Annotated in this window: 17 protein-coding genes and 1 pseudogene; 12 read left to right on the top strand and 6 right to left on the bottom strand. The window is 49.6% G+C overall.

The features are described from left to right. Window positions 1-152 precede the first annotated feature (152 nt). From BMZ83_RS13855 to BMZ83_RS17390, 8 genes are read left to right on the top strand one after another with little or no spacing between them, the layout of a single operon-like run. The gene (locus BMZ83_RS13855; protein ID WP_074879851.1) at window positions 153-731 is read left to right on the top strand and encodes an acyltransferase; all 579 of its coding nucleotides are present in this window, start codon (window positions 153-155) and stop codon (window positions 729-731) included. Further along, window positions 728-1,801, top strand: coding sequence for a DegT/DnrJ/EryC1/StrS family aminotransferase (locus BMZ83_RS13860; protein ID WP_074879853.1), 1,074 nt, complete (start codon window positions 728-730; stop codon window positions 1,799-1,801). The genes BMZ83_RS13855 and BMZ83_RS13860 overlap by 4 nt, the downstream gene beginning before the upstream one ends. 1 nt (window position 1,802) lies before the next feature. After that, a complete protein-coding gene (locus BMZ83_RS13865; RefSeq protein ID WP_074879856.1) occupies window positions 1,803-2,765 on the top strand; it encodes a Gfo/Idh/MocA family protein in 963 nt (320 codons plus the stop codon). Next, a complete protein-coding gene (locus BMZ83_RS13870; RefSeq protein WP_074879859.1) occupies window positions 2,762-4,129 on the top strand; it encodes a nucleotide sugar dehydrogenase in 1,368 nt (455 codons plus the stop codon). The genes BMZ83_RS13865 and BMZ83_RS13870 overlap by 4 nt, the downstream gene beginning before the upstream one ends. Beyond that, on the top strand, window positions 4,126-4,872 hold the full coding sequence (locus tag BMZ83_RS16525) for a polysaccharide deacetylase family protein (protein WP_074879863.1): 747 nt from the start codon (window positions 4,126-4,128) through the stop codon (window positions 4,870-4,872). Before BMZ83_RS13870 ends, BMZ83_RS16525 begins: the two co-directional genes overlap by 4 nt. Before the next feature lie 46 nt (window positions 4,873-4,918). After that, a complete protein-coding gene (locus BMZ83_RS13880; RefSeq protein WP_079990204.1) occupies window positions 4,919-5,923 on the top strand; it encodes a methionyl-tRNA formyltransferase in 1,005 nt (334 codons plus the stop codon). Between the two features lie 41 nt (window positions 5,924-5,964). Beyond that, window positions 5,965-7,032: a non-hydrolyzing UDP-N-acetylglucosamine 2-epimerase gene (gene wecB / locus BMZ83_RS13885; protein WP_074879904.1), complete on the top strand. Its 1,068-nt coding sequence runs from the start codon at window positions 5,965-5,967 to the stop codon at window positions 7,030-7,032. Continuing rightward, the gene (locus BMZ83_RS17390; protein WP_074879871.1) at window positions 6,941-7,324 is read left to right on the top strand and encodes a UDP-N-acetylglucosamine 2-epimerase; all 384 of its coding nucleotides are present in this window, start codon (window positions 6,941-6,943) and stop codon (window positions 7,322-7,324) included. The genes wecB and BMZ83_RS17390 overlap by 92 nt, the downstream gene beginning before the upstream one ends. Before the next feature lies 1 nt (window position 7,325). On the opposite strand, the gene BMZ83_RS13895 is transcribed toward BMZ83_RS17390, so the two are convergent. Together BMZ83_RS13895 and BMZ83_RS16115 are read right to left on the bottom strand one after the other, a co-directional pair. After that, window positions 7,326-8,516, bottom strand: coding sequence for a glycosyltransferase (locus tag BMZ83_RS13895; RefSeq protein ID WP_074879874.1), 1,191 nt, complete (start codon window positions 8,514-8,516; stop codon window positions 7,326-7,328). Window positions 8,517-8,551: 35 nt separating this feature from the next. Beyond that, complete coding sequence (locus BMZ83_RS16115) at window positions 8,552-9,715, bottom strand: glycosyltransferase (RefSeq protein WP_166623260.1); 1,164 nt, start codon at window positions 9,713-9,715, stop codon at window positions 8,552-8,554. Window positions 9,716-10,280: 565 nt separating this feature from the next. Here BMZ83_RS16115 and BMZ83_RS16530 point away from each other — a divergent pair. Beyond that, window positions 10,281-11,135 carry a hypothetical protein gene (locus BMZ83_RS16530; protein ID WP_143076983.1) on the top strand — a complete coding sequence of 285 codons (855 nt, stop codon included), beginning with the start codon at window positions 10,281-10,283 and terminating at the stop codon, window positions 11,133-11,135. Here BMZ83_RS16530 and BMZ83_RS13905 read toward each other — a convergent pair. After that, window positions 11,100-12,314: a glycosyltransferase family 4 protein gene (locus BMZ83_RS13905; protein ID WP_074879879.1), complete on the bottom strand. Its 1,215-nt coding sequence runs from the start codon at window positions 12,312-12,314 to the stop codon at window positions 11,100-11,102. The two genes, BMZ83_RS16530 and BMZ83_RS13905, sit on opposite strands and share 36 nt — an antisense overlap. A 51-nt stretch (window positions 12,315-12,365) precedes the next feature. Next, window positions 12,366-14,144, bottom strand: coding sequence for an ABC transporter ATP-binding protein (locus tag BMZ83_RS13910; protein ID WP_174955788.1), 1,779 nt, complete (start codon window positions 14,142-14,144; stop codon window positions 12,366-12,368). Between the two features lie 400 nt (window positions 14,145-14,544). On the opposite strand from BMZ83_RS13910, the gene BMZ83_RS13915 reads away from it, so the two are divergent. Both BMZ83_RS13915 and BMZ83_RS13920 read left to right on the top strand, forming a co-directional pair. Continuing rightward, complete coding sequence (locus BMZ83_RS13915) at window positions 14,545-15,651, top strand: glycosyltransferase family 4 protein (protein ID WP_074879885.1); 1,107 nt, start codon at window positions 14,545-14,547, stop codon at window positions 15,649-15,651. Between the two features lie 114 nt (window positions 15,652-15,765). Continuing rightward, complete coding sequence (locus BMZ83_RS13920) at window positions 15,766-16,533, top strand: class I SAM-dependent methyltransferase (RefSeq protein WP_074879888.1); 768 nt, start codon at window positions 15,766-15,768, stop codon at window positions 16,531-16,533. Between the two features lie 10 nt (window positions 16,534-16,543). Here the strand turns inward: BMZ83_RS13920 and BMZ83_RS13925 are convergent, their stop codons facing one another. Together BMZ83_RS13925 and BMZ83_RS13930 are read right to left on the bottom strand one after the other, a co-directional pair. Beyond that, the gene (locus tag BMZ83_RS13925) at window positions 16,544-17,527 is read right to left on the bottom strand and encodes a glycosyltransferase (protein ID WP_074879891.1); all 984 of its coding nucleotides are present in this window, start codon (window positions 17,525-17,527) and stop codon (window positions 16,544-16,546) included. A 197-nt stretch (window positions 17,528-17,724) separates the two neighbouring features. Continuing rightward, window positions 17,725-18,558: a hypothetical protein gene (locus BMZ83_RS13930; protein ID WP_074879907.1), complete on the bottom strand. Its 834-nt coding sequence runs from the start codon at window positions 18,556-18,558 to the stop codon at window positions 17,725-17,727. 84 nt (window positions 18,559-18,642) lie between these two features. Here BMZ83_RS13930 and BMZ83_RS17125 point away from each other — a divergent pair. Next, window positions 18,643-18,903, top strand: a pseudogene (locus tag BMZ83_RS17125) (IS5/IS1182 family transposase); the annotation flags it as partial.

Below are 18,903 nucleotides of genomic sequence, written 5' to 3' on the forward strand. Positions count from 1 at the left end.
TCGTCCGCCAACGAGATAGATTCGTATGTGGTCGTCTCAATGTCGAGTCTGGGGGAGGTGATGGGCTTGGTGGTTGATGGTCGCGGTCCGGGTTCGAGTGGCTGAGTCGAATAAAGAAACAGCCAAAAGGGTTGGCTGCGGACATCGTATTAATGAGTGACACCAGTGAAGACGGAATCGAGGTGCATCCAGATGCGTCACTCGGATTCGAATACGACGAGGAGTCCACTGAGCCAGAGGTTGGATCTGGGGCAACGATTCGGGCGGGGACGATAATATACAACGACGTACATATCGGAGACAGGTTTACCACAGGCCACAACGCGTTAGTTCGAGAACATACAGTAATTGGCGATAACGTTGTGGTCGGAACGAATACGGTTATTGACGGGGAAAGTAAAATCGGTTCGTCAGTTAGTATGCAGACAGATGTCTACATACCGAGTAACACGACTATCCGGGACAACGTATTCCTTGGTCCGAACGCAGTCCTTACGAACGATCGATATCCTGTCCGGAATGACGTCCCGCTTGAAGGACCGACAGTGAAAGACGGGGTGTCGATTGGCGCGAATGCGACGATCCTACCGGGTCTAACGATTGGGGAGGGAGCGTTCGTGGCAGCGGGAGCGACAGTCACTAGGGATGTACCACCCAAGACTCTCGCAGTCGGAACACCGGCCGAACACGAAGAATTACCGGAATCTCTCCAAGGGGAAAACGAAATTTGATACCCATAGCAAATCCCGATCTGGGTCCGTCAGAAATCGAGAACGTTGGCGACGTGATTGAGAGCGGTATGATCGCTGATGGACCGCGGGTCCGCGAGTTCGAGGAAGCGTTCGCAGATTACTGTGGTACGTCACACGCAGTCGCGACCAATAACGGGACGACCGCACTTCATACTGCGCTTGAAGCCTTAGAGATCGGTGAAGGGGACCGGGTTGTAACGACGCCATTCTCGTTCATCGCGAGCAGTAATGCGATTCGGCTCGCGGGAGCAGAGCCAGTTTTTGCAGATATCTCTCGTGAGACGTTTAACCTTGATCCAGACTCGGTTCGGGAGATCGTCGAAAGTGAAGACGTAGATGCGATTCTCGCGGTACACCTGTATGGGCTGCCCTGCGAGATGGATGCGTTATCTGATATCGCTGCGGAGCACAACCTCGAATTAATTGAGGATTGTGCGCAGGCTCACGGTGCAACGTATGACGGGCAACGAGTGGGATCGGTTGGCGACGTAGCGTGTTTTTCGTTTTATCCGACGAAGAACATGACAACTGGCGAGGGCGGAATGCTTACAACTGACGATGAGGCAGTCGCTAACCGGGCGGAAAGCTTCGTGAACCATGGTCGACCCCCAGAAGGCGGATACGAACATGTCCGCGTCGGCCACAACTTCCGAATGACGAGTATCGCGGCCGCAATGGGGAGTGAACAACTCCAATCGTTACCGGGATACTTGTCGAAGCGACAGGCGAATGCGAAACGATTTATGGAGGAAATTGAGACAGATTCGGTACGTACCCCGATTGTGCCGCCCGACCGGACACATGCGTACCATCAGTATACGCTCCTAACGGAGGAGAGAGATGAGTTCCTCAACCATCTCCACGAGAATGAGGTTGGGGCGAAAGTGTACTATCCGACATGTATACATCAGCAGCCCGCGTACGAGGAGTTTGATGCTATTGCCCCGGTAGCTGAACGGGTTGCTGATGAAGTCGTTTCAATTCCAGTGCACCCAGCACTTTCGCAGGAAGAGGTTTCACAGATTGTTGCGGCAGTAAACGAGTTCTAAGATGACTGAAAATCAGATTCGAGTAGGCGTTATCGGCGTTGGGAGTATGGGCCAACACCACGTTCGAGTGTACGAAGAGTTGGACGAGGTAGAGTTAGTTGGTGTTGCAGACGCTGATGCTGAAAGGGCATCTGAGATCGCAGAAGAATACGGTACTCGTGCGATAGAGATCCAGACGCTTGTAGAGCACATTGATGCGGTATCGATCGCGGTGCCGACGCCGTACCACTACGAAACGGCGATGACCTGTATCGAACACGGCGTCAACGTTCTCATCGAAAAACCAATCGCTGCGTCTAAATCAGAGGGTGAGAAGTTAATTGAGGAAGCAAGATCAAACGATGTGCTCATTCAGGTTGGGCATATTGAGCGATTCAATCCGGCCGTAACAGCACTGGACAAGGTCGTAGACAAGGAGGACATTGTCGCTATTCATGCCGAACGCTTAGGGCCGCCGCCAGAGCGTGAGATACACGACAATGCGGTCATCGATCTGATGATCCACGATGCAGATATTGTCCTCTCTCTGGCTGGCGATGAGCCGACTACCGTCCAGAGTGCAGGGACACGCGACAACAGATATGCGACGGCGACACTCCAGTTTGAATCCGGCATCGTGGCAACCTTGACTGCAAGTCGGCTCACCCAGCGGAAGGTTCGGAAGCTACAGATTACGACCGAGGAGAACTTCATTGAGGTAGATTATCTCGACAAGACGATCGACATTTACCGTCGTTCGGTACCGGAGTTCGTGAAGCATGATTCAGGAGTACAGTATCGTCATGAAAGCGTTATTGAACGTCCGCAGGTAGATAACAACGAGCCACTTAAAGTGGAACTGAGTGAGTTCCTTGAGGCAGTTCAAAACGGTACAAGACCGCCAGTAAGCGGATCTGACGGGCTCCGTGCGTTTGAGCTTGTGACTGAGATTGACAAAAAAGCAGGCGTGAAGGTACAAGAATGAGCACGTTATACGATTTAGACGCCACTACCAAAGACAGAACGAAAGTATTCGAATCGGGTGAGATTCCTGTTGCGGTGTATGGACTCGGGAAGATGGGACTACCACTCGCAGCAGTCTATGCGGAGAATTGCTCGAATGTAATTGGGGTAGACATTGATCCAGAGGTCGTCAACGCAGTTGAGGCAGGAGATTGCCCGATTTCCGGAGAGCCAGGACTTTCAGCACTTGTTGAGGAGACTGTCAGGGAAGGTTCACTGAGTGCGACTACTAATATCAAAGCGGCTGCGACTGAATCAGAAATTCATGTCGCTATCGTTCCAACATTACTTGATGATGATCAGAATCCGGATCTGTCTATCCTAAAGTCTTTACTCAAAAAGGTTGGAGCGCAAATTGATGCTGGTGATGTCGTTTTTATCGAATCTACTGTCCCGCCAGGGGCTTGTCGGGACGAAATTCTTCCATTATTAGAAGAAGCTAGCAGATTAAACCGGGGAGAGTTTGGGCTAGCGTTCTGTCCAGAGCGGACTTCGAGCGGACGAGCAATCAAGGACATCACCGGGGCATACCCGAAGGTCGTCGGTGGAATTGATGAAGCTAGTGCACGGGTTGCTCAAGCCGTATATGAGTCTATTAATGATGCTGGTGTAATTAGAGTTGAAAATGCAACAACAGCGGAGATGGTGAAGATTACGGAAGGACTGTACCGAGATGTGAATATTGCATTAGTAAATGAATTAGCTTCTGTGGCAGATGACCTACCGGTCAATTTCAGGGAAGTGACGAGTGCGGCCAGTACCATCCCATTCATTAACGTACATGAGCCGGGTGTCGGGGTCGGTGGACACTGTATCCCGTATTATCCATATTTTGTTATGAACTGGCTTGAGGGGGACTTTCCCCTCCTCCGATTGGCTCGAGAGCGAAACGATAGAATGCCAGAATTTACTATTGATTGTCTTCAGGACCAACTTGCTAGTGTCGGGGAGTCCTTAGAAGGATCACGCGTTCTTGTATTAGGTGTCGCCTACAAACCAGGGGTGGCAGAGACACGTGCGACACCAGCAGGGCCGATTATCAATCAACTTGTAAAGGCTGGCTCGGAGGTTTTTGTTAGCGATCCAGTATTAGATGATGAAAAAATGGGCGACTTTGGAGGAGAGGTTCTTCCGACGTCCGATATTTTGAGGATGGATCTCGATGCAGTGGTGATAGTTACTGCTCACGAGGAATTCACTGAAATTGATTGGACTGCATTTGACCCGATGGTTATTATCAACGGACGCCAATCGATGTCCGTAGATAACGATAAGCATCGCATCTATACGATCGGAAGTGGTCTTGAATCTGAGGGTAACCTATGACTGAGGATCCAAGTAATCAGATCAAAGGTGGCCAAACACAGTATGAATTCACCTATAGTCGCTACCGCCAATTCCTTAGGGAGTTAATGGAAAAAGGGTTTGAATTTAGTACATATGGAGATGATGTTGAAGATGGTGAGATTTTACTTCGCCACGATGTCGACTTATCGCTGGAAAAAGCTGTTACAATGGCCGAAATTGAAGCGTCAGAAGGAGTTCAATCTACCTACTTCATATTACTAACCAGCCAGCTATACAACGTTCTCCACACTAAATCACGGGAACGGATTTCGCATATTCAGTCACTTGGACATAATATCGGCCTGCATTTTAGCACACACCAGTACTACGACCGCGATCCAGGAGAGGAACAGTTGGTTGAGCAGATTAAGGATGAAAGAAGGGTTTTGAATATTGTCACGGGCTCCCCGATCAAGGCTGTCTCGTTCCACATTCCACCCGAATGGATTTTACGCCGATCTTTCGATGGATTCGTTAGCACATACGAAGAACGGTTCTTTTCCGACATCCCTTATAGGGGAGACTCAAATCAACGGTGGCGCGAAGATCCCCCATTTGAATCAGGATATCCGGAGAAGGGGCAAGTTCTTGTTCACCCGGGGCTTTGGGGAGAAGACGATAGACAGTTTGAGGAATGCATCCATGAAACAGTTGATGATATGATAGAATCTGTTGATCAATTTGTATCTCGGCAGTACTTAGACGATGAATTGTCCGATTAGGACGAGGAGAAAATGCTAATCAGGCCCCAGTACAAGGTTGTATATCATGAGCATACAGAATAATAGAGTTGTATACGCGGGGTGTACTGAATCCGGATTTGATTTGATGCAGTATATTCATGAGGAGCTGGTACCCGTTGATGAGGTACTGACGCTCACTCCAGAGCAAGGTGAACAATACGGCGTTGCCGGCTACTTTGATTGGTCGGACTATTGTGCAAAAGAGGGAATCAAGGTATACACCCCGGACAAGTATTCCTTAAGCACTGCCGACGTTGCGCACTACAAGAACAATCCAGGGGATGTGATGATTGTTCATGGTTGGCAGCGGTTGATTCCAGGGGAAGTTCTGAGTAGTTTCAGACGTGGTGCGCTGGGACTCCATGGAAGCGCATTTGGCCTTCCGGCGGGTCGCGGGCGCTCTCCGATGAACTGGTCCTTGATTGAGGATCTTGATCGGTTCCTTTTGTCCGTTCTACACCTTGACGAAGGTGCTGATTCTGGTGGGCTTGTTACCACGAAAAAGTTCGATATCACCGATCGGGACACAATCAAGACAATGTACTACAAGTTGATTGTGGCTGCCCAAGAGATGTTTGAGAACGAGCTAAGAAGTGGCTTAGAGGAGGGTTTCGACGTGACCCCTCAGAAAGGGAAGGCAACCTTCTACCCGAAGCGTCGGCCAGAGGATGGAGCAATAAACTGGAAGGATCCAACGAAGGTAATTGATAGGCTCATCAGAGCTGTGGCTGAGCCATATCCAGGTGCATTCACCGAGTACGAAGGAAAGCGAGTGTTCTTCTGGGAAGCTCAGCCTTTCTCAACTGACTTCGTATTCGATAAACCACCGGGAACGATCGTTCAGGTATTCACTCCCGAACGGGATTTCGTCGTCCAAACGTGTGATGGTACCTTACTCGTTACTGACTGGGAAGCTGATAACTGGCACCCAGAAGAGGGAATGACGTTCGATTCCTTGGAGAACGAGTCGATTGGGAGCCCGAATAGAGTAGACCGACACGATAAAGAAGACCAACTTAGTGATTCCTGATAGATGATGTTCAATCAGCCGCGGTCCTGGTGGTGGATCCAGTGAAAATCCTGTCAGTCGTCGGTGCCCGTCCTCAGTTCGTCAAGGCGTTCGTCGTCTCTGAAGAAGTCCGCACAGAGCACGAAGAGGTACTCGTTCATACCGGTCAACACTACGATGAAGAACTCTCCGACGTATTCTTCGACAAACTCGGTATTCCAGAGCCGGACTATAATCTCGGCGTAGGTTCCGGGCCACACGGAGAACAGACTGCGGAGATGATTATCGAAATAGAGCGCCTGATCCAAAAAGAAGATCCCGACGCAATCTTGCTGTATGGGGACACAAACTCGACACTAGCTGGAGCAATCGCTGGGTCAAAACTTGATCCTGCAGTTGTACACGTTGAGGCCGGGCTCCGTAGCCACAACCGCGAGATGCCCGAAGAAATCAATAGAATCCTCACAGATCACGGTTCCGACCTGCTCCTCGCGCCTAGCCCTGATGCCGTCAACTGTCTCGAAGACGAGGGACAGTCAGAAAGGACTGTTACGACGGGAGATGTCATGTATGACGCCGTTCTTGAGGTCCGTGAACGGGCTGCAGGAACGTCAGACGTGCTTGATAGGCTGTCGCTGGACCCAGATGAATTCATTCTGAGTACAGTCCATCGAGCGAAGAATACCGATGAACGAGATCGCCTCCGATCAATTCTTGAGGCGCTGCGTGACGCCGAGCTTCCTGTCGTACTTCCGATTCACCCACGGACGGAATCACGTCTACGAGAATACGAGATGTGGGAGTTCGCAAACGAGTGCGTCGAAATCGTGGATCCACTCGACTACGTCGACTTTATCAGACTAATCGACACCGCTGAGCGCGTCGCCACCGACTCCGGTGGAATCCAGAAAGAGGCATTCTTCCTCGATACGTTCTGCGTAACGATGCGTGACGAAACGGAGTGGGTCGAAACAGTAGATGCCGGATGGAACACGATTGTGGGAGCAGACTACGACGAAATCAGTGATGCATTAGAACGTGACTGGGAGCAGCCCGCCCAGAAACCAGAGCCGTACGGGGACGGGAACGCTGCAAGAGAGGTCCGAATGGCTCTGGAAACCCACTTATAACATCCATAACTCTCCAATCGACCGTCGCATCATCATCGCGGCTCCCGACGACATCCCGAAGGAAGCGTTCTTCCTCAACGTGCCATGTGTTACGCTCTGGGAGGAAACCGAGTGGCCGGAAACGGTCAACGCCGGGGAGAAGGTCCTCGTCGACGCTGCCCAAGACCCGATTCGAGCAGCACTGGCGAATCCACCGCAATCAACGTTCGACGCAGAGCAGTATGGTGACGGGAGCCCAGTCAGGAGATTCAATGAGTTCTCGAACGTTACGGTGAATAATTCAGCGTCGTAGGTTATTGATTAGTCGCCGAGTGGTAGATTTCCTCGTTCTTCCGTGCGTTTTCCGCCCACGTGAGGTTGTTCCGGACGTACTCGCTGGCGTTCTTTCCAATCTGCCGTACTTTCGATGGGTTGTCAAGGAGGTCGGTCAGAATGTCCGTGATGGCCATCGGGTCATTCGGTGGCACGAGATAGCCGGTTTCTCCATTCTCGACGAATTCAGATGGTCCCTCACCCTCACAGCCGATAACAGTAGATTCACAGGCCATCGCCTCGATATACGCGATTCCGAACGCCTCTTCGGTACTCGGAAGTGCCATGATATCCGTGGATTTGAGATACGAAAATACCTCTTCGTGCGAGACGTTGCCTGCGAAGTTAACTGGTGAGTCGAGATCTGTAGCTTTCTGTTCTAAGTCCTCTCGCTGGGGTCCGTCCCCGATGAGGAGATAGTTCGGCCGTGAATCTCCCGGAAGATCCTGTAGAGCCTCAAAGACATCCCCTTGCCCTTTCGTTAGTTGTAGAGAGCCCACCGAGGTCATAACCATGCGATTCTCGGAGAAGCTATCCGGTAGTTTGGCTGCAGAAGCTGACTTTAGCTTCGTTAACGGAACGCCGTTTGGAACGACCTTGGCATGATTCAATCCATCGAAGTGTTTTTTCGCCTTCCCAAGTAGAACCTCGCTGTTGAATACGATTTCTGCTGATGACTGGAATACAGCCTGAATTTGGCGACGACAGAACCGGTTCTCACTGTTTACCTGAATACTGGCTCCGTGAACAGTCGTCACTAGAGGGGTCTCCAATCGTCGAGCCGCCGGAAGGCACGCGTAGCCGTCTGGAAGTGGTACGTGGGCGTTGATCACGTCGGGAGAGAAGGTAGTACTGGACTTGAGTTTCGAGATGGTGCTGTCGACGGTTCGACGAACGCTTTTCGCGACGAAAGGGAGCGCGTGGCGAGATGGGAGCGAGAGGTACTTCGGGTAGGATATGTCGATTCCGTCGATCCGACTGTGGTCGGGGGTATCTCGAAATCGCGCCCAGCGCTCCGGTAGCTGTGGTACACTCGGAATGTACGGGGTCGGTGAAATAACCCTGACAGTGTGGCCTCTTTCCTGTAGTGCCTGGGCTTGCTGGTGGACGAATATTCCAGATACAGAATCAGCCGGGGTAGGATACAGGTGCGAAACAATGAGGATATTCATGACACGTTCATCCTACAATCACCACAATAGAACTCTCATCCATCAATATTCTCAATTATTTTTTCGAGCTCTTGAGCAGAGTTTCCACGAGTGTACTCGTCATAAGGCCCATCACCTAAAGAAGCAGGTTGTTGTTCAATGATTTCTAAAAGTGTATTCTTAATTTGGTTTGTCTCGTTGGAGGCTACGTATCCAAATTCAAACCGCTCAATTACCTCCGTCATTGACCCTTCAGGACCACATCCCAAAATCGCCGTCTTGCACGCTATATAGTCGAATATTTTCGTGGTCATCTCCTGTGGGGATCCACCAGAAACGGCTAGCCCGAGGTCGGATCTCTGAATCCACCGTGCTACTTCGTTTCGCCCAACGTATCCCGTGCACTCGTAGCTCTGTTCCAAGTCATACCGTCTTACAGTATCTTCGACATGCTTCTCCGGATTACCGACGTGGACGAACGATACGTTGCGCTGGGATTGAATATCAGAAAGCGCCTTCAGGAAGGGCTCTGGATCCCGAAAATCACTGAATTTTCCCACATAGACAACATCGAATCCCTCCCTCGGTTCAGTCTCGACTTTAGGAAAATCATTACGGTCATACCCATTCTCGACCGTATACAGCTTGCTTTTCATTTCAGGATACGAGTTAGCATACGCTTCGTTTATTCCATCTGTTGCCACTGTTATGGCGTCCGCAGCTCGAAGTACACGTGGCTCGAGGATCCGTGATGTTTTCCCATAAAAATCCCCGAAAATAGTAGTTAAATCGATATATGGATGGAGAGTCCACGAATCCCGTAGATCGACGATAAAATTAGTATCAATTAATTTATTGCAAATAAAGACTGTGAGTAGCGGGAGAAATGGGTTTCCAGTTTGCCAGATACAGTCAAAGTTAAGATTTTTATGAAGATTATAAACTTCCCAGGTGACTGGCGCCGACCATCGAATATTGTCAAAGTTGTTCTCAAATCCATCAAAAGGTTCTTGCACTCTATGAATCGTCGCTCCATCCCTATCAAAAATTCCAGAAGAATAGTCATTGTGGTTTGGTTGGCTAGTAATCACGTGAATATCCCATCTATCTGGCAAGTATTTAGCGAATTTCGCAATGCGTATCGCACCAACCCCGGCTTCCGGAGGGTAATGGTATCCGATTAGTAATACTCGCTTCGGCACAAATGGATCGAAGGACATTACGTATAAATACGTGCCGATTGAAATGATGATGATGATGTCCCAATCTAAATTTCCTACTTTAACCGCCGCAAAGGAGCGCATGGAGTCGTGGGAGAGCAGCTGGACTGTGAGTTCCCTATCAACATTATATGTGATTTCTTACATTTATTCGGTGGAGACTTACCTTTCCGTCGGAACACTTGAGTATAGTCCTAGGTTTGTACCAATCGAGTATATAGCTGTAGTTGTACTCTTTGCAGTCGTTCCCGTCCTATTGCTGCCAACCAAAATCGATCGCCCGTCCAAAGGCTTGTACTCCTTTCTCTACTACGCACTTTATGTTCCATCTGTTTCAATTCCGTTTTACCTGACAAATGTACATTTTTCTACCTTAATTACTTTCAATTTAGTTATTTTATCTACATTTTCGATTATATCTCTGTCGTTCAGAATTACCCCAATATATCCAGATGTGAAGCAGTTTCGGCTTAGAAAGCGTACCCCCTCATTGATATTGCTTATTGCCTCCTTGTTCTGTATTCTCCTTATACTACACACCTTCGGAATAGAGCGAGTGCTTGATGTGCCAGCCCTCACCGAGGTATACGCAGCCAGAGAGATGTACAAACAACAAGCGACAGGTCGAGTACTGGAACTAATTTCAGTAGCAATGTATATTATTTTTCCGTCTGTAGTAGCGATGGGTCTAATTTGGCGCAATCCGTTCTATATCGGCTTCGGGATACTTGGTGAGATTACAGTATACTCGGTTGGAGGACACCGCTCAGCCATTGCATTAATTCTAGGCATCGTCGGTCTTTATGTAGTTCTTTCTCGTTTTAGGAACCTTTATGCGGAGTGTTTAGCTGGTGTGTTTATATTTGTCGCACTTATCCCACCAGTATCGCGTATTTTTGGAACCACTTTGTTTGAATCAATCTTCTTTGAACGCCTTGTTATTACCCCAGGAATGATCAGTGGCCTCTACTTTGAATTCTTCCTTAGTCATCCAAAGGCAAACGAGCAAATCCTACCGTACGCCTACTATTTCTTTGAACAAAGCTACCCGACAAGTATGGCAAATATTATAGGAGATACATATTTTCACTCAAGTACCCACGCTAATGGCAGCTTCATTGCAAGTGGGTTCGGTGCATTCGGATTCTTGGGTATAATCTTCTCAGGGGTACTAGTCGCAATTGCCCTATACGTATACGATTCGCTGGCGTTGAAGTCCGGGATGTTCGGGCACCTCATCCTAGTTGGCCCGATGCTCTTATTTGTTAATACTTCAATTACCAATATATTGGACTATGGGCCGGTCATCGCCCCTGTTCTGGTGATATTTGGCAATTGGCCACTATTGTCTCTATTTACCTTCGGAGAGTTTATCGTAGCAATACTAATTGTGTATATGCTGGGAAGTATTACTGGATGAGCCCCTCGACTGTGCAACAGTACGAACTATCTGGTCAATTGTTTTGCTCTCCTGTTCAAAGTTGTAGCGCCGCTCGACGAGATCTCGCCCTTGAACCCCCATTTCCGAGACGGTCTCCGGAGATTGAGCAAGATCAATCAAAACTTCAGCCAACTGCTTTTCTTCATTAAAAGTCAATCCAACCTCATACTCATTTACGATTCGTCGCATAGAGGGATGATTGTTCACAACGACTGGAGTTCGAAATGCCATCGATTGGAAAAATTTGTTCGGGAGTGCGTAGTCTGATGAGTCCGGTACAAGAGTAACGTCTGAAGCATCGTAATACGTCCTTACAGATTCGAAATCAACCCAACCAGTAAATTCCACCCTATCAGAGATTCCCAACTCTTCACATTGTCTTTGAAGCGAAGAAACAAAATTCTTCTCCCCGTCGCCGACAAGCAAAAGTCTCGCATCGGGTACAGAACGAAGGATCTGAGGCATTGATTCGATTGCTATCCCAATTCCGCGCTGGGGCGTGAATCCCCCGATGTAGGAGATGATAAAGTCGTCCTCGTAATCTAAGTCTTCGACCTCCATCCGATCCAATCGGTCCAAGTCAGGAACGTTTCGAACGACTCCAGAGATACCCTCAAAATCATATCGTTCGATGAAATAATCAAGCAATTCACCGCTAACGGTTATTAGCCCATCTGCGTGAGTGACCGCAAACCGTTCAAGTCTTTTTAGTCTCGATTTAGGAGTGAAAAGAACCTTTGGATCCAAGCGGGAAGTGAGTGATAGCGACTCCCGCCATAGCTCTGCTGATTGAGGGTACATCTCGTGAAGGTCAGCCACTACTGGTAAATTGTACCAATTTGCAAGCGTTGTGGCAAGTTTGGCGTGTTCGATGTCGTGATAATAGACCAAGTCGTATGCATCGTTCTCTAAGATTTCCCGAAGCTTTAGTAACCAGACTGGCTGAAACAATGTCGCAGCGTAGACACGCTCAGCGATGTTGTGGAGAATCTTCGAATTAGCACAGATTCGCGTGATTTCCACGCCATTGAGCTCTCCACTTGGCTCGCTATTGTACTGGCCCTTGCAGGCAACGTGAACCTCGTGGCCTGCCTCTACCAGTCCCTCGGCCTCCCGCCTGATTCGAATATCTGGCTCGTACTTTTGATTAGTAATCATTAGAATTTTCATAGTTTTGTGGAATATAGATTCGAGTTCTCCCCCGTGTGGTTATCTATCTGTTGAATACAGCTCCGCATACATTTCCTCCGCTTCAAGTAGTTCTTCGTGTGTCCCGACTTCCTCTACGCGCCCGTCCACCATCGTGTAGATACGGTCAGCGTTCCGAACAGTCGAAAGTCGGTGAGCAACGACGACAAGCCCGTGGTCGGCGTCCAGTGACTCGATGCCATCGTGAACATCTTCCTCAATATTCGTGTCCAGGTCACTCGTTGCCTCATCAAGTAGGAGGAAATCCACATCTCGTACGAGTGCACGAGCTAGTGCCACACGCTGTTTTTGGCCGCCCGACAAGCGAACGCCGTCGTCGCCGAGAGTTGATTGGTACCCCTCCGGGAGATCATCAAGGAATTCAGTCACGCACGCGAGTTCACACGCACGCTCGATCTCCGAACGGGAAGCATCACGGTTGCCGATCCGGACGTTGTACTCCAACGTGTCGTTGAAGATGTGCGGGTTCTGGCGAACCACCGAGAGGTGTTCCCGCCACTCCGTCAAGTCGAACTCCTCAATTGGGGTTCCGTCCGCGCGAATCTCCCCAGAGTCCGGTTCGTACATCCGCGCCAGCAGTGACACTATCGTAGACTTCCCAGCACCAGAGGGACCGACGAACGCGATGAACTCACCGCGCTCGACCGAGTAAGAGACGTCGTCAAGGACTTGTTCGTCGCCGTCGTACGAGAAATCCAGCGAGTCAGCTTCGATTCGCTCGACCTGTGACGGCACCGCTGTATCGCCACCAATCGGTTCCTGACTGGCCTGCATCTCGGCGATTAGCTGCTCGGTTCGAAGGAGGTGCGGGAGGTCCCCCTCGAGCCGGTAGATCCAGGTGTTCAAATTGCTGATGCGCGGGGAGAGACGGAACATGGCGAACAGGAAGACACCGAGTCCGGCGAGAGACAGGGACGAGAACTCGAGTGCGAAGTAGATGAGCACAAAGACGGTGACTGCGGTGGTCAACTGATAGAGGTTCTGGATCGCTGCCTGATTCCGGCGAAGGGTGACTTTTGAGCGTGCGAACGTTCCGACCTGATCCTCGAAACGGTTGAAGAACTTCTCGGACAGGCCAAACAGTTTCACGTCCCGGATACCCTGTGTCCCAGCCTGTACGACCTCCTGAACGCGCTCGTTCGCTTCCGCTACCCGGTCACCGACCGAATACCCGGACTCGAATCGATAACGGACGAGGTACGTCAACACAGCCAGAATAGCGCCGGCAGCGAGGGTCAACACCGGGGCGAGGTACAGTGCAACGGAGACGTACATCAGACTCAGAATGCTTTGTTCGACGATGCGGACAAGGCGCATTATGGCGTTTCCTGCCTCTCGGGACTGTGTTACAATCGCGTTCAGAATCTCATCCGATCCCTGCTCGTCGAAGTACCCAATACGGGCGTCCAATGCACTATCGAAGGCTCGTGTTTGAATATCTCGCACGTACTGAACGCGGATCATTGCGCGAAGCCAAGCGACGAGGAATGATGCAGTGTACCGCAAAGTCATGACAAGTGCTACGCCGGCGATAATGTATTCTAGCGTGAACGGAACGCCGACAAGCTCGTAAGCCCAAACGAACCCCTCCGCAAGCCCACTCACCTCACCGTTTCCCCGTGCTTGCTGGATGATGGGCAGAAGGAATCCTAATCCGATCCCTTCGAATAAAGCAGCAATGACGCTCAAAAGAATAATTCCGAGAGAGAATATCGGACGGAAAAGTGCTACGCGTTTAGCGGCACCAAGCTTTTCGATTAGGGATAGTTGATCGGACATCCAGAGAGTTATAATGCGTATGGATTACAGGTGGATTAAGTCGTTCGATATGAGTCCCGGAATCCAACCTCATGGATAAAATGGAAAATAGACCCCGCTTTCTCGACGCAGACGACGACACAATAATTGCGCTCCCAGATCAAGCATATTATTCTTAACAGTACGCCCCTCATCGGTTTACCGGAAATTAGCGATCCCAAAAGCCGGTCATTGCCGATCAAGGGAGGGTATGAAACAAACTTCCCGGTGCTGTTCAAGAACTTCGGCATAACAACACTACTTCACGCCGAATAGAACGATGTGAGTTCGCCAAACATTTTATGAAAAATTCAATTATATACGACATTGCAAAGCGCCTATATCACACCAGTTATTTACTTTCTGTACATAATCCATAACAATGGATGGCCTACATTTGACGACTGCTCACCGCCCAACCGATACAAGAATCTTCGACAAGGAAGCGACCAGTCTATCAGAGGCAGGCTTCGACGTTGGTATCCTTGCTCATGATACACCGACAGAAAGCCAAAACGGTATTGACTTCTTTAATCTCGGGTCTGCTTCGACACGAGTTGATCGCTGGCGACACATTCCGAAAGCTGCTCGCATAGCGAAACGTCTGGATGCAGAGGTATACCATTTCCACGACCCGGAATTAATACCGGTCGGGCTCTACCTTGCCGAGTCGACCGATGGAGCAGTAGTGTATGATGTCCACGAGGATTACGGGCATGTTGTTACAACACGGGGATGGATACCAGATCCAATCTCTCCTCCTCTCTCGTACTTAGTTCCGGAGATCGAAAGTCGTGCAGTGAGCCGATTTGATGCGATTGTAACGGTTTCTGACTGGGTTGCCGCTCCGTTCCAAAACCAAGAAACCCCTGTCGTCGTCGCACATAACTTCCCGCGAACGGAGATATTACAACGCACCGCTGATTCGGTTGAACGGGAGCAGACGCACGTTCTCTGTTACGTTGGCGGAATACATGAGATTCGCGGGATTTATCGAATGCTCGATCTTCTCAACACTTTGTTGGAACGTGGAGTGGATGTCGAGCTATGGGTACTCGGAGCATGGGGGCCAGATGAAAACCACCAACAAGTAGCCCAATATATTCAGCGGCATGAACTGGGTCAGTATGTTCAGTTTCCGGGCTACCTCGCCTACGAAGATATGTTCCAGTATCTCCACTCTGCAGATGTCGGACTCGCATTGCTAGACGTGGAACACTACGAGGGAGGTGTTCCGACAAAGTTCTTTGAGTACCTCTATGCTGGACTCCCGATTGTTACGACTCCAGTCGACGCAGTTAGTGCTTTCATGCCAGATGAATATTGTCACGTAGTCCAACAGGGAGATACTGAAGCGACGGCCAATGCTGTCGAAAATGCGCTTGAACGCGACTGCGACACCACCGAGATGCAGTCACTTGTCGAAACCAAGTACAGTTGGGAATCCGAAGCCAAGAAGCTTGTTCAAATATACGATGATCTAATCTGATGGCACTGCTATCCCCGTTAGTTCACGATCGAAATATTGGATTTGCCAATACCATGATAGGAAACAGAATAGTGATAAATCAGGGCCGGGTAATTACAGGGGATTGCTAAATATATGAGTAATACTGAAACAAAAAAGGAAGAGATTGAGACATATGATGAAACTGAGTCTACTAGACCGTCATATGGTTCGCTCTGGGATACGGATCACTATAAGCAATTAATCGAAGATGGACCAGAAGCCGCCTTCAAGCAGAATCTTGAGTCGGCACCTGGGAATAAACGAGTTCTATTTATCGGTGTCGGGGAGGGGAAACACGCAGGGGAATTTTCAGATTTGCATCCAAGCTCAGATATTACTGGAATAGAATTATCTCATAATAGGCTAAAAAATACGAAGGAAAAGTATGGGAGAGCACTAACTTTAGCACGAGCTGATGGAGAGGATCTCCCATTTGATGCTGATTCGTTCGATATTGTTGTTGCACACGCAGTCTTACACCACCTGCCGAACTGGAATACGGACGGATTAGATGAAATTGAACGGGTACTCGCTGAAGGGGGGAGATTTGTGTTCTATGAGCCGGGCCGATTTAATCCGCCAGCGGTTTTCCGTCGGCGGTATATCCCTTCCGAGATTCATACGCCGGGAGAAAAACCGTTTAATCCAAAGGAATTATTGAGCGTACTGGAACAGAAATTTTCGACCGTCGAAATGGAGGGGCACTGTTTAATCTCCCATACACTCCCGGTTATCGATAATTACACACCTTTTAGTATTCCCTATAGGGTTACGAAACGAATCTATAGCGCTGAACGAATTCTATTTGACCGAATTGACTCCCGATTAGCCTGGATCTTTACTGGCTATGCGGAAGTCTAATGTCAGTGAATTAGCGGGGGGTTAATAGTCCAGTAACGAATCCGGATACGAATCCTGAATGTATTATAGTAAGTGCAATCACAATACCGAATATATGTTTTCTTGAAAACTCATTATTTCTTTGAATGACTTTTGTGGCGGTGAATACTATTCCAAGAACGTAGAGAGGAGGAAGAATTGAAAGAGCCAAAGTGGCTCCTGGAAGAATAAAAATGAGTGAAAACAACACAAGTGCAGCAGTATGCAATCCTAATCCACGATATGACTGTGACTTACTCTGTTGGTGAATTCGAGTTTTTCCTCGCCCATTCCCAAATTTTTGCTTGAAGAGTCCGATAAATGTCGAACGGGGTTCGTATTGAACAGTACTCTGCGCAGATTGGTAAATTGTGAACCCATGTTCACGTGCTCGCTTGTTGTACTCGTAATCTTGGCCACGCGGAAGATCAGGATCCATCTTGCCGACTGACTCGATCACATACCGTTTGTACGCCCCATAGCTCACAGTATCCACATATCCCTCGTACGCTTGGAACCGTTTACTGCCGGCACCAAATCGAGACATCAACGCACCTGCAATGGATGTTTGAACGTATCCGTCAGCGACTGGATCAACCCTGGACCCGACAATGTCCGCGTCTGGTGCTCGTTCCTCAAACAGCTCCCGGATGTGATCGAAGAAATTAGGAGTTACCTGAGCATGCCCACTCATCAGGATGATAACACCATTTGAAGCAGTCTCAAATCCTTTGTTGAATCCAGTTGGTGTCGTCTGTTGCTCGTTATCGACGAGCTGAATAGATGAATCCTTTCGGGAATACTGGTCGATGATTTCACGCGTACCGTCATCACTCATCCCGTCAACTACGAGAATTTCAAGATCCACGTCAGATAACGAGGCACGGAGAAGAGAATCAAGACACCCTTCAATGTTCTCTGCCTCATTTAAAACTGGTAAAACGACAGAGAAACCACTGGAATCCACACTGGTCATACACGTTATTTCGTTATGGCATATATGATGGTTCTTATCCTCGTTTGTGTCGCCGCCCCCCGGGTATGCGGATGGGTAAGCATCTACTCTATGTGGAGGGTGTCATAGAACGATTCACAAGGGGTTATTTGCACCTGAAAGTGGGTGAATTAGCCGTTAGAATGACTTTGCGTACTGCTCGATGGCATCGGTCAGGACTAGAGGACAAACGGCTCGGTATCGGTGCCATGCAGAGTGACGGTCGCTACCCTGAGCATATAGGCGGTGAGGATGATGAACGGTGTCAGAGCAATCGTGAATGCGGCGGCCACAAACGTCAGGAGCGGTGAGAGGCCAAATATCAATATCTGTGGGAGGATGTTCGCGTTTATAGCCAGAATCATGGTTGCGGTTGCCAAGATGGCCGGGAGTGAGACGATTAAGAGTGTTCGTGATAACATCGAGAACTCTCGTTTATAATACAACGTCTTGAAAAAATGGCGTCCGGTTATGATCAGTTCGAACGCGCGGATAAGCCTCTCGAACCGTTCATCACCACTCTCAGAGAGGGCATCGGCATACGCCCTCTGTAATACACGCGAGCGTTGCATCAATGGGCCAAGATTCAAATCGAGCCCAAGCCACAGGGAACTGAACTCGCCCCCGCCCGTTTCCTCGACGGATTTCTCAACGTATTCGATGGTCTGGAGTATGGTCTCGATGTGGTTTCTGAGTTCCTCGGCATCGTCCCCTTCAAGTTCCTCTGTAACCGTCTCCAACTCGTGTGCTCGCTGGTTGATCTCTCCGACCATCATCGAGAGGAATGTAGCCGGGTCGATGGTGGTATACTCGGTGTCTGTCAGATGACTTAATTCGGTGCGGAACTCGAGGGTGCCCCGAAGACGATCTTCCTGTGCACCGATAGAGATGATATCGTACGAGAGGACGATCGAGTTGATCGAGACGACGATCGAGACCAGCAGGATAATCCCGCCCAGGAAGGTGTTGAGTAGCGTCTGGACGGCAGCGGTCTCGGTGAGGAGTTGTTGCATTTCGAACGGCCTGCTCTGTTGAATCCGCAGATGGCGGCGTGATTGCGTCGCTCTGAAGGCGGAAGCGAAGCGGAAGAGCCGAATGTGTCCAAACTCCTCTTCCGCTTCGTTAAGCAAGCCGCGTCGCTGGCTCAAAAGCGCTGTGCCGCCAGTCCAACGGCGGTGAGTGATCCGACTGGCCACGGATTTCCCGGCTGGAAGCATGTGACGCTCCACTTTTTGCGGGTTCACATGGATGCGACGTACCGCGAGATTGTGGATTGGGCGAGTGAGATGGATCGCGTTCGTGGTCTGTTACAGCTGGCGCGGACGGCATTTCCCGCACCCTCAACGCTGTATCGGTCG

The sequence above is a fragment of the Halolamina pelagica genome (genome assembly GCF_900115675.1).
Taxonomy (GTDB): domain Archaea; phylum Halobacteriota; class Halobacteria; order Halobacteriales; family Haloferacaceae; genus Halolamina; species Halolamina pelagica.

Coding starts and splice junctions, on each gene's coding strand:
- BMZ83_RS13915 (WP_074879885.1), top strand. CDS start 14,545: ATGGATGGCCTACATTTGACGACTGCTCACCGCCCAACCGATACAAGA.
- BMZ83_RS13880 (WP_079990204.1), top strand. CDS start 4,919: ATGAGCATACAGAATAATAGAGTTGTATACGCGGGGTGTACTGAATCC.
- BMZ83_RS13870 (WP_074879859.1), top strand. CDS start 2,762: ATGAGCACGTTATACGATTTAGACGCCACTACCAAAGACAGAACGAAA.
- BMZ83_RS13905 (WP_074879879.1), bottom strand. CDS start 12,314: ATGATTACTAATCAAAAGTACGAGCCAGATATTCGAATCAGGCGGGAG.
- BMZ83_RS13855 (WP_074879851.1), top strand. CDS start 153: ATGAGTGACACCAGTGAAGACGGAATCGAGGTGCATCCAGATGCGTCA.
- BMZ83_RS16115 (WP_166623260.1), bottom strand. CDS start 9,715: ATGTCCTTCGATCCATTTGTGCCGAAGCGAGTATTACTAATCGGATAC.
- BMZ83_RS13920 (WP_074879888.1), top strand. CDS start 15,766: ATGAGTAATACTGAAACAAAAAAGGAAGAGATTGAGACATATGATGAA.
- BMZ83_RS13895 (WP_074879874.1), bottom strand. CDS start 8,516: ATGAATATCCTCATTGTTTCGCACCTGTATCCTACCCCGGCTGATTCT.
- BMZ83_RS13925 (WP_074879891.1), bottom strand. CDS start 17,527: ATGACCAGTGTGGATTCCAGTGGTTTCTCTGTCGTTTTACCAGTTTTA.
- BMZ83_RS13910 (WP_174955788.1), bottom strand. CDS start 14,144: ATGTCCGATCAACTATCCCTAATCGAAAAGCTTGGTGCCGCTAAACGC.
- BMZ83_RS13865 (WP_074879856.1), top strand. CDS start 1,803: ATGACTGAAAATCAGATTCGAGTAGGCGTTATCGGCGTTGGGAGTATG.
- BMZ83_RS16525 (WP_074879863.1), top strand. CDS start 4,126: ATGACTGAGGATCCAAGTAATCAGATCAAAGGTGGCCAAACACAGTAT.
- BMZ83_RS13930 (WP_074879907.1), bottom strand. CDS start 18,558: ATGCAACAACTCCTCACCGAGACCGCTGCCGTCCAGACGCTACTCAAC.